This window comes from Gilliamella sp. W8145 (genome assembly GCF_016101145.1).
Classification (GTDB): domain Bacteria; phylum Pseudomonadota; class Gammaproteobacteria; order Enterobacterales; family Orbaceae; genus Gilliamella; species Gilliamella apis_A.
This window is the reverse complement of record NZ_JACFRC010000001.1, coordinates 1,269,087-1,284,529: the sequence shown is the minus strand read 5'-3', so window position 1 is coordinate 1,284,529 and position 15,443 is coordinate 1,269,087. Positions and strand designations below refer to the sequence as shown.

Sequence of the window (15,443 nt, the reverse complement as noted above, 5' to 3'; positions counted from 1 at the left end):
TAAATTTAAATAAAAAATACATTTATTGTGTTTAAATTATGCTGATACTTATTACTACAAACTTAGATCGTAAAAAGCTTAATTCTTGGATAAAAATGTTTTTCTTATGAATTGCAATATTAGGTCGAGCTTGAAACTAAAAGTTTAGTTACGTAAAAAATCCATGTGTGAAAATATGGCATTTAACACATGGATAATTATGTAGTGGATCGTTATTTATATAAATTTACATAAACTGTTTGAGCTGTGTCGGCACGATTGGCAGAGACTTCTTTAACATAATAGAAATGAGCATCATTAGCGATAGCATATTTTTGTGCAGCAGCACTAATTTCGCTAGTATTATTAAATGTGCCATGGAACACAATAGTTTGATAAGGTTTCATTACTTTGAAAGCATCACTAGTGATTTCATAAGCATCTTGACCTGCAATTGCTTTAGAGATAATAAAGTCACGGACAGGTGCATCTTTTTTATATAAAGCAACATCGATTTCCTGCTCATTATTTTTAACATCATCGGCAGTAATTGAATACACATAAAATGCATAAGCATTTTTTTCAGCAGCTATTTTACTTGCTGAATCCATTATTTCAGATGTGTTGTTGTAGCTACTTTTGAATTTGACTATTTCAAATGGTAAATAATAAAGAGCTTTAGATCGTGGATAAAGCACAATGCCGTTATGGGTAGCTTCATCTTTGCTTACAGCAATTGGTGCATTTGATAAATAAATATCAGCATAAACAATAGCACGATCGGTTGAAGTTCCAGTAGCTGGTTGTTCAATACCAGTGATATGATAATATTTTGCTCCAGCTTCATCAGCAGCTTTAGATATATCATCTGCTGCATTTTGTGCTTGTAAATAGCTACCAGTTACTGAAATTTCTTTGTAAGGAATGAGGTTATTACTTTCTTCAGCTGTTAATGGTAATGCCGCATAAGTATTGGCAACAGGTAGAGATAATAGTAAAGCTAATGCAATAGATGATTTATTAAAACGTTTCATAATAATGTCCTTCATATTTATGTTATAAAAATTAAAAAACAATTTGTAACGCTTATTCTATGAGGGTATTGCATGAGAGTTTTTTAAACAAGAATAACGCTCTCGAAATAATTTTTTTACTAATTCTTTCAGACAGCTAGATAAAACAGGGTAGAAATGATAGAAATGAGAAATAACCGATTAATAGTATATATTAATCAAAATATTTGTGTAGGTACCACTTGGTTTTTTTTGAAAAAATTTTTCTTAAAGCATTTTATGTTAAAGTCAAAACTGAATCATATTTAATTTAGCTGTAATTTATAATTGGGCATTACATTTGATGGTTCTTATAAAACTATTAATAATTTGTGCAGTTAATCCCCAAATAACAAAATTTTCATATTTATAAAAATAAACATCATGTTGTGACTTTTGTTGCCAATTTGCTGTTCGATTAGGTACCAATTCAAATGGAAAATTGTCGTCAGGTTTAAAACCAACTAACATAGTGGCTTGTTTCGGTTGATGGTTAATAAACCATTCAAGTGGAACCGTAAAAATAGATTCAACTTCATCTTGATTAAGTAGCAAATTATCTAAAGATTCAATTTTTGCGACAAATGGATAAATCATCATTCCTAACGAAGCAATAAATTTCGGTAATTGTCCTAAAATAGTTATTTTATCAATGGTAATGCCTAACTCTTCAAAGGTTTCACGTTTAGCTGTATATTCAGGGTTATCATCAGTTGCTTCAACGCGACCACCAGGAAAACAAATATCACCGGGTTGCCATTTAAGTTTCTTTGAACGTACTTGAAAGAGTAGGTGTAATTGATTTTCGATAGTTATAATTGGGATTAAAACAGCAGCTTTATTAATAGTATGAAATTGGTTTTTGGTTTTTTTTAAAGCTTGTGATATTTTTTTTATTGTGGTCATGATATTTATTTCGTTTTATTTTTAGATTTACATTCTTTTTACGTTATAATATAAACTTATTGGAGAAATTGTTCGTCAATAGTACATCTGTTTCACCTGAATAATACTATGCAATACGATATTAATAACATAAAAAAAGAACTTGATGATCTTGCTATTCTGAAACATGAGCGAGCTCGAAGTGGAATGCCTTTGGAATTCCAACGAGTTTTTTCATTGTTACCAGTGCTTTTTCATTTTCATCATCCAGATCTTCCCGGTTATCTTGATATAGAAACGCCATCAGGTATTGCATACTATCAACCTTCAAACGAGATTATTGAACAACTACAACATTGTTTCAATTTTAATAACACTACACAGAAAAAATATTCTGATATATCTGCACTATATTCAATGGGTAGTACTTGCTCTATAGGACAGGCAGTTACCTCGGATCTTGATATATGGGTTTGTATCGAAAATAATTTATCTACAGTTAAAAAGCAAGCTTTAATAACAAAGTGTCGATTGATTGAAGAGTGGGCTGAAAAAATTGGTGTAAAACTTACTTTATTTGTCGTTGATGTCGATCGATTTATCAACCAACATCATGAATGTTTGATGGGTGAAAACTGTGGTTCAGCACAACATATTTTATTGCTTGAAGAGTTCTATCGTTCGGCCAATCTTTTAGCTGGTAAACGACTGCTATGGTTTGCAGTTCCAGCTGATTTTACAATTAATGATGTTACTTACCCAACTTATGAAACATGTGTTCAAGCATTGGTGGTTGCTAATATAATCAAACGTGAAGAATGGATCGATTTTGGACCACTTACAGGATTGTCTGCAGAAGAGTATTTTGGTGCAAGTTTATGGCAACTCTATAAAAGTATCGATTCACCATTTAAAGCTGTATTAAAAACATTACTACTTGAAGTTTATTCTTCAATCTATCCTGAAAATAGACCAATTGCTTATGAAATGCGCGAGTATATTCAAAAAGGTGAAATTCACGTTCATCATTATCTTGACTCATACTCTATGTTATTAGATCGGATTTCTAATTATCTAATTGAAATTAGAGATTTTCAACGCCTTGAGTTGGTAAGACATTGCTTTTATTTAAAAGTAAATGAAAAATTATCAGATAATGATCAACCATCATCATGGCGTCGTAAAATATTACATGAATTAGTTCAACAATGGGGATGGAAGCATAAGTTATTGGTAAAATTGGACGCCAGTAAAACATGGAAAATAGAACAAGTACGTGAAATACACGAAATAATGCTCCACACAATGATGACAGGTTATCGTAATTTACTCAATTTTGGGCGTCGTAATAACTTAGATTCACTTATTAGCCCACAAGATTTGGCCATATTGACTCGTAAATTATATGCCTCTTTTGAAGTTTTACCGGGTAAAATTTCAACATTAAAACTTAATATTTCGGATAATCTGCAAGAAGAGGTATTAACTTTTATTCATGTCAAAGAAGATCGTATTAATCGAGCCGGTTGGTATGTTTATAATCAAACGCCTAAACTAAATTCTATTATTGGTCATCAATACTTAGAATATAGTAAATACTTAGTCAAATTAGTTGGTTGGTGTTACTTTAATGGTTTAATTTCTGATTCAACCAATTTTTATTATTACGATGGTGATGAACGAGAAAATCAAAGAATAACCAAGCTCATCGAAGATCTGAAAAATTATTTTCCGATAGATGTACCTACCGCAACTGAGGAACAGTTATATGGGCCTTGTGAAATACGCCATTTAGCTATTATCTTGAATTTAGAAGATGATCCAACTATTAATTTAGAACTTGAGGATGAAATTAGTACTAATGTTTTAAATTATGGCAAGCAAGAATTAAGCTTAGTTGGTTCTATCGATTTACTTTATCGTAACTCATGGAATGAGATTCGAGTGTTACATTTTAGCGGTTCTTTATGTGTACTTGAAGCTATAAAAGCATTACTTAATCGTATGCATAAAGATGCTGATTTACCTAACTCAGTCGAAATTTTTTGTTATAGTAAACATCTTAGTCATGAAATCCGTAAACAAATGAAAAAACTGATGGATGACTGTGTTGATTTACGATTAACTACTACTAAAAATAACTTAACTCAAGTCAAACCACTTAGAATAGATGGTGCTTCATGGTATCTATTTTTTGAACGATTTGGCGTTTCATTTCATCAGTTTGAAAATGCTATTGATTTTTATGGAGCGGTATCGAATAATAAGGTTCAAGGTAGGCCGTTAAATATCTTAGATGAAAGCAATGAATTACCTAAAGAGATAGATAGCGTCGCTTATGAAGGTATTATTCAATTCTTCTTTGAAGATACCATTTCAGGATTTGACTTATATATTTTAAATGAACATAATCAAATAGAAATATACCGTAATTGTAATGGTACTAAAGAAAATATGGTTAAAGATATCAATGATTTTTATGTATTATCTGATGACCGTTTTACTTTCACTACCAGTAGCTCAGTTAATTTTAATTTACCGCAATTTTATCAGATCACATATAATGATGCGGGTGAGCGCGAAATCTTCTTATTGAATTAATTATCTAAAAAAATTTATCCAAAAATTTAATAAAATCATTATCTTTTAGTATATAAATAATTAAAAATGAAAATGATTGATTCAAAAAATGAAATTTCTATTAAAATAATGGGAACTTTTTTTAAATTTACGAATCTAACTGTTAGAGTGCACAGTTTTGGGCCAACTAATAGTTATTAACATAATAAGGAATGGCCTTTAATGGGGGAGCAAATAACAGACCAAGTTTTAGTTGATCGCGTTTTAAACGGAGATAAAAATGCGTTTAATTTACTTGTTGTTCGTTATCAAAATAAGCTAGCTCATTTGGTATCACGTTACGTTTTACCTTCTGAGGTCCCTGATGTTGTGCAAGAAACCTTTATCAAAGCTTATCGTTCGTTAAGTTCTTTTAAGGGTGAAAGTATTTTTTATACTTGGTTGTACCGAATTGCGGTTAATACAGCAAAAAATTATTTAATTTCGCAAGGTCGACGACCGCCATCTTCGGATATTGATGCTAGTGAAGCTGAAAGTTATGAAGGTGCCGACTCATTGAGAGTTGTCGATAACCCAGAAAGTTTGGTTCTTTCTAAAGAAGTTGAAAAAGTTGTATTTGATGCAATTGAAGCATTACCTGATGATTTGAGAACTGCTATCACATTACGTGAAATTGACGGTCTAAGTTATGAGGAAATTGCGGAGATTATGGGAACACCGGTTGGAACAGTTAGATCACGAATTTTTAGAGCTCGTGATGCTATTGATGAAAAAATTAAACCTTTAATTGGTTAAATAAATTAAGTAGCAAGACATTTAAGGTATCTACTATGCAAATAGAACAGAAACAGCAACTTTCATTATTAATGGATGGTGAGTTAACTGATCAACACTTTGTTGAAATGGTTACTCATGATGAAAGTTTGCAATCCTGCTGGCATCGTTATCATATTGCAAGAGACGCAATGCGAGGAGAATTGCACGGTAGTTCATTAACATTAGATATTACTAATCAAGTTGCTTTGGCGATTGCTGATGATGATTTATATCCACAATTAACTGAGCAACCATCTCAAAATAAGATTTCAATTCCAAAAGCCGAAAATCTATTCTGGATACGAATGAAAGATATTATGGCTAAAGTTAGTCAAGTTGGATTAGCTGCTTGTGTTACATTAGCTATTATTGCTGGAGTTCAATATCATCAAGGTCAATCAGATGAAGCTAGTGGTGCGCCTACGCTAAATACTATCCCTATGGGGGTAAACGTTGCGCCTGTTGGTGGTATACAACAACATAATGATCAGCAACTTCTTGAAAAAAGACAATATGATAAGATTAGGTTGTTGGTTCAAGATTATGAATTACAAAAAAGGTTAAATGCTCGTTAACTTAAAATGAATGTTCTTTATTCTTTGATAACACTTAAGCTGAAACAGAGTAACAATTTTATTATTACTCTGTTTTTTATATTTTTCTCCGCATCAGTTATGGCTGAAGAAACACATGATGCACTGAGTTTACTCAATAAAATGACCAAAGCGGTGCAGACACGAGATTATCAAATTCATTTTGTTGCCCAAGATAAAGATCAATATGCAACTACTTTTGAATATAATCATTTAGGTGCTGATAAGAAAGAGAATATTAATGCTCAACTACTTTATCTTGAAGGTCCAGCTAAAGAGATTATTTTACATAATAATACTACTAGTTATTTTCAACCAGATAGTCCTTCTTTTTCGATTTCAAGTTCCCGCATTACAGAAGCTTTTCCTGACGTTGTTTATAATGATTTTAATTCATTAGCTAATATTTATGATTTTATTTTATTAGGAAAAGCTAGAACGGCTAACCGAGGCGCTCAATTAGTCAAAATTATTGCTAAAGATAAAGATCGTTACAGTTATGTTATATGGATCGATGATGAAAATTTTTTACCTCTACGCATTGATTTACTAGATGAAGATAATGATATTGTTAATCAATTAAAAGTGGTTGATCTCGATAAAGACTTTGATGCAAAAAAATTTAAAAATTATATTGATAATCGAACCTACCCAATTTTATTATCAATTGAAAAACAAAATAATCTTCTTGATGCTTGGCATTTAGCATGGTTACCTAAAGGGTTTAAAGAAATAGCTGCTTATAATGTAAATTTTTATAGCTCTGATATAGCAACTAAGCTGTTTTCTGATGGTGTGTTTTCATTTACTGTAAATGTTTCTTTAGAGCAGGCCAGTCAATTAAATCAGATTATACAGCAAGGTGGCCGAACGATTTTCTCAACTAACATGGGTAATAAAAATATTATAATTATTGGCAATTTACCACAAGTGACAATAGAAAAAATTGCACAAAATATTGTTGAGAAATCATCGGAAAACTCTCGATAACACTATGCTTACTCACTATTAATGTGTAGAATGTCTGCTTTCAAATTCGTGATTATTTGACTTGTTATTTATAGCCAATAACATTAATGATAATTAACAGTACATAACTAAAATATAACTTATTGATATGAATAAAAATATCCGCAATTTTTCAATTATTGCTCATATTGACCATGGTAAATCAACGCTTTCTGATCGTATTATCCAAATTTGTGGTGGACTTTCTGATCGCGAAATGGAAGCTCAAGTTCTAGACTCGATGGATTTGGAACGTGAACGAGGGATTACGATTAAAGCTCAAAGTGTTACTTTAGATTTTCATGCTAAAGATGGCCAAACATATCAGCTGAATTTTATTGATACTCCTGGACATGTCGACTTCTCTTATGAAGTATCACGCTCGTTAGCTGCATGCGAAGGAGCATTATTGGTAGTCGATGCTGGACAAGGTGTTGAAGCGCAAACACTTGCCAATTGTTATACGGCACTCGATATGGATCTAGAAGTCGTGCCAGTACTTAATAAGATCGATTTACCTGCGGCTGAACCTGAACGAGTGGCAGAAGAGATTGAAGACATTGTTGGTATAGATGCTAGCAATGCAGTCAGATGTTCAGCGAAAACCGGTGTTGGAGTAGTTGATGTACTTGAACAACTTGTTCATGATATTCCTGCACCCGAAGGTGATTCCAATGCACCATTACAAGCGCTAATTATTGACTCATGGTTTGATAACTACCTAGGTGTTGTATCACTAATTCGTATTAAAAATGGTGAACTGCGCAAAGGTGAGAAAATCAAAGTTATGAGTACCGGAATGACTTATAATGTTGATCGTTTAGGTATCTTTACACCAAAACAAGTTGATAAAGACTGTTTACATTGCGGTGAAGTAGGTTGGGTGGTTTGTGCTATTAAAGATATCTTAGGTGCACCAGTCGGTGATACCTTAACATCAGCTAGAGCACCTGCTGAGAAAGCATTACCAGGTTTTAAGAAAGTTAAACCACAAGTCTATGCAGGTTTGTTTCCAACTAGCTCAGATGATTACGAAGCATTTCGTGATGCATTAGGTAAATTAAGCCTTAACGATGCTTCACTTTTTTATGAACCAGAAAATTCAGGTGCATTAGGATTTGGTTTCCGTTGTGGTTTCCTTGGCTTGTTGCATATGGAAATCATTCAAGAACGATTAGAGCGCGAATATAACCTTGATCTTATTACAACAGCTCCAACGGTAGTTTATGAGGTTTTAACCACTCAAAATGAAATCATTTATGTTGATAGCCCTGCTAAACTACCGGCCGTAAACAATATTCAAGAACTGCGTGAGCCGATAGCTGAATGTAATATTTTAGTACCACAAACTTACTTAGGTAATGTAATAACATTATGTGCTGAAAAACGTGGTGTACAAGTTAATATGGTTTATCATGGCAATCAAGTTGCATTAACTTACGAAATACCAATGACCGAAGTTGTGTTGGATTTCTTTGATAAACTTAAGTCGACTTCACGTGGTTATGCTTCCTTAGATTATAGTTTTAAACGTTTCCAAGTTGCTGACATGGTAAGACTTGATGTATTGATTAATGGTGAACGAGTTGATGCATTGGCACTTATCACGCACAAAGATAATGCACCTTACCGTGGCCGAGAATTAGTGGAAAAGATGAAAGATCTTATTCCTCGTCAACAGTTTGATATAGCAATTCAAGCGGCAATTGGTAATCATGTAATAGCACGTTCTACAGTAAAACAATTACGCAAAAACGTATTAGCCAAATGTTATGGCGGTGACGTTAGTCGTAAAAAGAAACTTTTACAGAAGCAAAAAGAGGGTAAAAAACGCATGAAGCAAGTAGGTAATGTTGAACTGCCTCAAGAAGCGTTTTTAGCAATTTTGCATGTAGGAAAAGATTAATCAGTTAAAGAGGAAAACAAATGGCTGGAACATTTGCCATCATATTAACACTAGCAACCTTTATTACCGCAATCTTCTGGTTTTTAGAAAAATTTAGATGGAAACCAGCTAGACAACGTAAAGTAGAAGAAGTGCGTAAAGCCCATAATGGTGAGGTTGATGGGCGAATCCTTGCTGAGGTTGGAAAACCAAAAGGTTGGGTAGAAAGCTTAGCATCTTTTTTTCCGGTTTTATTCGTAGTTTTTGTTATTCGTTCATTTATCTATGAACCCTTTCAAATTCCTTCAGGGTCAATGATGCAAACTTTATTAATTGGTGATTTTATTGCTGTAGAAAAATTTTCTTATGGCTTAAAAAATCCAATTAACAATAAAGTACTAATTGCTACAGGAAAACCCCAAAGAGGTGATGTTGCTGTATTTAAACACCCTAACATACCGCAAATGGATCTAATTAAACGTGTGGTTGGTTTACCTGGCGATAAGATTGTTTATTTGGTTAATGAAAAGAAAATAGTTATTTATCCTGCGTGTCAAACAGCGGATAATAATTGTGTTGGTCAACGATCTGAACCATTAGATTTGCACTATACTCAACCACAACCAAGTAATTGGAAACAAGTACACGAAAAAGATAAATCTAACCCAAGTTTTTATACCTTGGAACAATATAAGGACAAAGGTATTGTTGATTCTCAATCCATGAGAACGTTTGATATAAAAATTCAACAAGAAACCTTGGGTAACAAGTCGCATGATATTTTAACCACGTCAGGAATAGAGGAAGATCCGAGTTATTATTATCATCAAAAAGGTCAACCGGTTGCTACTTGGGTAGTACCACAAGGTAATTACTTTATGATGGGTGACAATCGTGATAATAGTGGTGATAGCCGATATTTTGGTTTTGTTCCCGAAGAAAACTTTGTTGGTCGTGCAACCGCCATTTGGATTAGTTTTGAAAAACAACCTGATGAATGGCCTACAGGAATTCGATTCAGCCGTATCGGTGGGATCCACTAACTGTGATAACTATGAAAAATTTGAATCAAATACAACAATCGATTGGTTATCATTTTAATGATACATCTTTACTGCAACTCGCACTGACTCATCGCAGTGCGAATAAAATGCACAATGAGCGGCTAGAGTTTTTAGGTGATTCAATCCTTAGTTTTGTTATTGCTGATGAGCTTTATCATCGATTTAGCAAGCAAGATGAAGGTGATCTTAGCCAAATGAGAGCAAGTTTAGTTTGCGGTCAAACTCTTGCTGAAATGGGTAAAGCGTTTAAATTAGGTGATTATCTTATTTTAGGTCAAGGCGAATTAAAAAGTGGTGGTTATCGCCGTGAGTCGATTATTTCTGATGCCGTGGAAGCTATCATCGGTGCTGTTTATTTAGATAGTAATATTGAAAATATTCGTCAGTTAATTTTAGCTTGGTATACAACACGTTTAAACGAAATTAAACCCGGCATTAAGCAAAAAGATGCTAAAACACGGTTACAGGAATATTTGCAAGGTATTCGACATGAACGACCATGCTATTTAATTCTTGAAGTTACTGGTGATAATCATGAGCAAGAGTTTCTCATTCAATGCAAAATTGACAATGATGATCATCAATATTTAGGACGAGGTTTAAGCCGCCGTAAGGCTGAACAAGCCGCTGCTCAAGAAGCTCTAAACCAATTAGGTATAAAATGACAGAATCAAAACAACATTGTGGATTTGTTGCCATCGTCGGGAGACCAAATGTCGGCAAATCAACTTTATTAAATCAACTACTTGGCCAAAAAGTATCAATCACTTCACGCAAGGCACAAACTACACGCCACCGTATTGTAGGTATTGATACTCAAGGTGATGATCAAATTATCTATATTGATACCCCCGGTCTTCATATTGAAGAAAAAAGAGCGATTAACCGTTTAATGAATCGTGCTGCTAGCAGTTCAATTGGCGATGTTGAATTGGTTATCTTTGTTGTTGAAGGCACGCACTGGACTGATGATGATGAAATGGTTGCTGGCAAACTTAAAGATTGTAAGGCCCCCGTATTGCTGGTGATCAATAAAATTGACAATGTTACGGATAAAACCCAACTGTTGCCTCATATTCAAGAAATCAGCCAAAAAATCAACTTTTTGGATGTTGTGCCTATTAGTGCTGAAAAAGGCGAAGGTGTTGATATCATCAAAGACATTGTTAAAAAACATTTACCTGTTGGTGAACATCATTTCCCTGAAGATTATATTACTGATCGTTCACAACGGTTTATGGCATCAGAAATCATCCGTGAAAAACTAATGCGCTTTTTAGGTGATGAACTACCTTATTCTGTCACGGTTGAAATAGAACAATTTAAAGTCGATGAACGTACTGGCATGTACCGTATCAATGGTTTAATTTTAGTTGAACGTGATGGTCAAAAGAAAATGGTCATTGGTAATAAAGGTGAAAAAATCAAAAAAATTGGTATAGAAGCACGTAAAGATATGCAATTATTTTTTGATAATAAAGTTCATTTAGAATTGTGGGTAAAAGTTAAAGCCGGCTGGGCTGATGATGAGCGAGCACTTCGAAGTTTAGGCTATAGTGACGATTAATCCAAATTCTTTTGTATAAAAATCAGGCAAGATTTTGCCTGATGATTACTTTCTAATTTATCAACTCCTGTTCCGATTTATTTTTCAAAAGTTAATGCTAAACATCTACTCTGGTTTTATATATAATAGCCTCTCACTGACTTGGATTTAGAATTTTAATTTCGGAGCTTTTTCATGCAGCAGTTTCGTCCTATCCGTCGTGCTCTACTTAGTGTTTCTGATAAAACAGGAATTATTGAATTTGCCAAAGCCTTATCAGAGCGTAATGTAGAACTCCTTTCCACTGGTGGTACCGCCAAACTATTAATTGACAACCATATTCCTGTTACAGAAGTATCTAATTATACTGGTTTTCCTGAAATGATGGATGGTCGAGTTAAAACCTTACATCCTAAAATACATGGTGGTATTTTAGGCCGTCGAGGTGTTGATGATGACGTCATGCAACAACATCAGATCGATCCAATTGATATGGTTGTTGTGAACTTATACCCTTTTGCAAAAACTGTTGCTGATCCAAATTGTAGTTTAGAAGATGCGATAGAAAATATCGATATTGGTGGGCCAACCATGGTACGTTCTGCCGCCAAAAATAATAAAGATGTTGCGATTGTGGTTGATTGTCAGGATTATAACACAATCATTGATATGTTGGATAATCAACAAAATTGCCTTTCCTTTAAATATCGTTTTAGTCTAGCAATAAAAGCTTTTGAACATACAGCTCAATATGACGGCATGATTGCTAACTATTTTGGTAAACTTGTCCCACCATATTATGGTGACACTGATAAGCCTGCTGGAGAGTTTCCTCGAACTTTAAATCTGCAGTTTATTAAAAAACAAGATATGCGATATGGTGAAAATGCTCATCAACAAGCTGCGTTTTATGTTGAAGAACAGCTTGAGCAAGCCTCTATTGCAACCGCTAAACAGCTACAAGGTAAAGAATTATCCTATAATAATATTGCCGATACTGATGCTGCATTGGAATGTGTAAAATCCTTTGATGAACCAGCTTGCGTAATTGTTAAACACGCCAACCCATGTGGTGTTGCAGTGAGTGATAACATTTTAACTGCATATTTAAATGCTTTTAAAACTGACCCAACCTCTGCATTTGGTGGCATTATTGCTTTTAATCGCCCTTTAGATGCTAAGACCGCCCAAACTATTGTCGATAAACAATTTGTTGAAGTTATTATTGCGCCTTCAATTGATCAAGATGCTTTAGCTATTACACAAACTAAAAAGAATGTTCGTGTACTTGAATGTGGTAGTTTATCGAGTAATTCTACAACTAATTTAGATTTTAAACGTGTTAATGGTGGGATTCTTGTACAAGAAAAAGATTTAGGTATGGTTACTAAAGATCAGTTAAAAGTTGTTACCAAACGCCAACCAACTGAAAAAGAACTATCCGATGCGCTATTTTGTTGGAAGGTAGCAAAATTTGTTAAATCTAACGCCATTGTTTATGCCAAAGATAATATGACAATTGGTATTGGTGCAGGGCAAATGAGCCGTGTTTATTCAGCGAAAATTGCCGGCATCAAAGCAAAAGATGAAAACCTAGAAGTTGCTGGTTCGGTAGTTGCTTCTGATGCTTTCTTTCCATTTAGAGATGGCGTAGATGCAGCCGCTGCGGTGGGCGTTACTTGCGTTATTCAACCGGGTGGATCGATTCGTGATGATGAAGTGATTCAAGCCGCAAACGAGCATAATATTGCGATGATTTTTACCAATATGCGTCATTTTAGGCATTAATCTTTAAAAGTATTGAAAGGACCTTGTATGAAAGTTTTAGTTATCGGTAATGGTGGACGTGAACATGCCTTAGCATGGAAAGCAGCACAATCACCATTAGTGACCAAAGTATTTGTTGCGCCGGGTAATGCAGGTACCGCACTTGAAACAAATTTAGAAAACATCAATATAAAAGCAACCGACATTGCCGGACTATTAAATTTTGCACAGGAGCAACAAATAGACTTAACCATAGTCGGACCAGAAGCGCCATTAGTTATCGGCATTGTTGACAGTTTTCAAAAAGCTGGATTGAAAATTTTTGGCCCATCTAAAGCGGCTGCACAGTTAGAGGGATCAAAAGCTTTTACTAAAGACTTCTTAGCTCGTCACAATATCCCAACGGCTGAATACCAGAATTTTACCGAAATTGAGCCTGCTATTGCATATATTCGCCAAAAAGGTGCGCCAATTGTGATAAAAGCCGATGGTTTAGCTGCTGGTAAAGGTGTGATTGTCGCTATGACGCTAAAAGAAGCCGAAGATGCTGTACATGATATGTTAGCGGGTAATGCCTTTGGTGATGCAGGTCATCGAGTTGTCATTGAAGAGTTTCTTGATGGTGAGGAAGCCAGTTTTATTGTTATGGTCGATGGTGAACATGTTGAACCAATGGCAACTAGCCAAGACCATAAACGAGTGGGCGATGGTGATACAGGTCTTAATACTGGTGGAATGGGAGCTTATTCACCAGCGCCAGTGGTAACTGATGATGTATTTACTAAAGTGATGGAACAAGTCATCTATCCAACAGTTAATGGCATGGCACAGGAAGGTAATGTGTATGTTGGCTTTCTTTATGCCGGTTTAATGATTGATAAACAAGGTAATCCAAAAGTTATTGAATTTAACTGTCGATTTGGTGATCCTGAAACCCAACCAATAATGATGCGAATGCAATCTGATTTGGTTGAACTCTGTTTAGCTGCTGTAGAGGGTAAATTGAACACAGTTAAATCACAATGGGATCCAAGACCTGCTTTAGGGGTAGTTCTTGCTGCAGGTGGATACCCTGGTGATTACAATACTAAAGATGTCATTTTAGGCTTACCTGCTGAAATAAATCAAGATTGCAAAGTCTTTCATGCTGGAACCAGCTTAGAAAATGGACAAGTATATACTAATGGTGGGCGAGTTCTTTGTGTTACTGCACTAGGTAACACGGTATCTGATGCTCAACAATATGCCTATGAACAACTTAAAAATATCTATTGGCATGGTTGTTACTATCGTCATGATATTGGTTATCGAGCTATTGAACGAGAAAAAAATAGTTAGAAGACTAATCAATAAAAATAGCGCTGTATAGCGCTATTTTTTATCTGTTAATAAGTTAAAAAAAATTGAGGAGAGGGGTTTTTTAACCCCCAAATCTCATTATCACTTTTTCAAACATTATTTGGGCCTTTTTATATTTAATTCATTATCGATATTATATTTTTCTATTCACTGTTTTTGACAATATAATGTGATTAACTGTGAATTAGAACATGATAGATAATAACAAAATGGTAAGATAAATGGGATGTAACAGAATAAAAGGGAAATAATGAAATTGTTTTTTGAAATAGTTTTACAAAATATGAAATAAAAAATTGAATTGTTGAACGCTTCGTAATGACCATGTTTAATGTTGTATTATAATCTTTATTATTGATATAAGCCGCTCGCAAGAAAGGTTGTATTCTCATCCTCTAGTCTAATCATTACTATTATTGGACTTTTTGGTAGATCATAAACCTAAAAATCAAGCTGATTTAATTAATTTGTCCCCAATATAGCTTATAAATAATATTATTGCTTATATTGAAGAGAAAAACATAATTAACCCATCACTATGATACTCAATATACATAAAAGAGTTTTGTTTGGCGTTTTCTAACTGATGAATAAAGCCGTTATCACTTTCATTAGTTGATTAAAAATACAGCAAACTCACTGTTTTCCATCTAATAAAAACTTTAGCATAAAAATGTAAAGTTTTGTTAATGTTTTTAAATTATATTAAATATTTGTTTTTTTGTGAAATATTTCTTTTTGCCAAAGAAAATCCATTTTAACAACTCGCTAAAAAAATTGACTTTTATAAAATTGATGTAAAAAACATAATTAAAATCAAAATATTAACACGGTTTAATTGAAACCGTTTACACAAACAGATAATATATATAGTATATAAATTAAAAAATATTTCTAATTTATCAACGT

At 33.8% G+C, this 15,443-nt stretch carries 12 protein-coding genes; 10 read left to right on the top strand and 2 right to left on the bottom strand.

What is annotated here, in order from left to right; genetic code table 11:
- Positions 1 to 212: 212 nt before the first annotated feature.
- Both H3T80_RS05720 and H3T80_RS05715 read right to left on the bottom strand, forming a co-directional pair.
- The gene (locus tag H3T80_RS05720; protein ID WP_198200616.1) at positions 213 to 1,013 is read right to left on the bottom strand and encodes a YdgH/BhsA/McbA-like domain containing protein; all 801 of its coding nucleotides are present in this window, start codon (positions 1,011 to 1,013) and stop codon (positions 213 to 215) included.
- A gap of 300 nt (positions 1,014 to 1,313) precedes the next feature.
- Positions 1,314 to 1,937, bottom strand: a complete 624-nt coding sequence (locus H3T80_RS05715) for a CoA pyrophosphatase (protein ID WP_198200614.1) — start codon at positions 1,935 to 1,937, stop codon at positions 1,314 to 1,316.
- 108 nt (positions 1,938 to 2,045) lie between these two features.
- Here H3T80_RS05715 and H3T80_RS05710 point away from each other — a divergent pair, with 108 nt between their 5' ends.
- The 10 genes from H3T80_RS05710 to purD all read left to right on the top strand — a co-directional run bounded on the left by H3T80_RS05710 (position 2,046) and on the right by purD (position 14,513).
- Positions 2,046 to 4,517 (top strand): class I adenylate cyclase, encoded by a 2,472-nt coding sequence (locus tag H3T80_RS05710; protein ID WP_198200612.1) that lies wholly within the window; start codon positions 2,046 to 2,048, stop codon positions 4,515 to 4,517.
- Positions 4,518 to 4,718: 201 nt separating this feature from the next.
- Complete coding sequence (rpoE, locus tag H3T80_RS05705) at positions 4,719 to 5,291, top strand: RNA polymerase sigma factor RpoE (RefSeq protein WP_198200610.1); 573 nt, start codon at positions 4,719 to 4,721, stop codon at positions 5,289 to 5,291.
- Positions 5,292 to 5,326: 35 nt separating this feature from the next.
- A complete protein-coding gene (locus tag H3T80_RS05700) occupies positions 5,327 to 5,887 on the top strand; it encodes an RseA family anti-sigma factor (RefSeq protein WP_198200607.1) in 561 nt (186 codons plus the stop codon).
- Between the two features lie 99 nt (positions 5,888 to 5,986).
- On the top strand, positions 5,987 to 6,895 hold the full coding sequence (locus H3T80_RS05695; RefSeq protein ID WP_181414627.1) for a MucB/RseB C-terminal domain-containing protein: 909 nt from the start codon (positions 5,987 to 5,989) through the stop codon (positions 6,893 to 6,895).
- A gap of 127 nt (positions 6,896 to 7,022) precedes the next feature.
- Positions 7,023 to 8,819, top strand: coding sequence for a translation elongation factor 4 (lepA, locus tag H3T80_RS05690; protein WP_065578602.1), 1,797 nt, complete (start codon positions 7,023 to 7,025; stop codon positions 8,817 to 8,819).
- Positions 8,820 to 8,839: 20 nt separating this feature from the next.
- Positions 8,840 to 9,841, top strand: coding sequence for a signal peptidase I (gene lepB / locus H3T80_RS05685; RefSeq protein ID WP_110447323.1), 1,002 nt, complete (start codon positions 8,840 to 8,842; stop codon positions 9,839 to 9,841).
- 11 nt (positions 9,842 to 9,852) lie between these two features.
- Positions 9,853 to 10,527, top strand: coding sequence for a ribonuclease III (rnc, locus tag H3T80_RS05680; protein ID WP_110448027.1), 675 nt, complete (start codon positions 9,853 to 9,855; stop codon positions 10,525 to 10,527).
- Entirely contained in the window at positions 10,524 to 11,429 is a 906-nt protein-coding gene (era, locus tag H3T80_RS05675; protein ID WP_110447324.1) for a GTPase Era, read from the top strand. The genes rnc and era overlap by 4 nt, the downstream gene beginning before the upstream one ends.
- A gap of 174 nt (positions 11,430 to 11,603) precedes the next feature.
- Positions 11,604 to 13,196, top strand: a complete 1,593-nt coding sequence (purH, locus tag H3T80_RS05670; RefSeq protein WP_198200603.1) for a bifunctional phosphoribosylaminoimidazolecarboxamide formyltransferase/IMP cyclohydrolase — start codon at positions 11,604 to 11,606, stop codon at positions 13,194 to 13,196.
- A gap of 27 nt (positions 13,197 to 13,223) precedes the next feature.
- The gene (gene purD, locus H3T80_RS05665) at positions 13,224 to 14,513 is read left to right on the top strand and encodes a phosphoribosylamine--glycine ligase (RefSeq protein ID WP_198200602.1); all 1,290 of its coding nucleotides are present in this window, start codon (positions 13,224 to 13,226) and stop codon (positions 14,511 to 14,513) included.
- Positions 14,514 to 15,443: the final 930 nt, after the last annotated feature.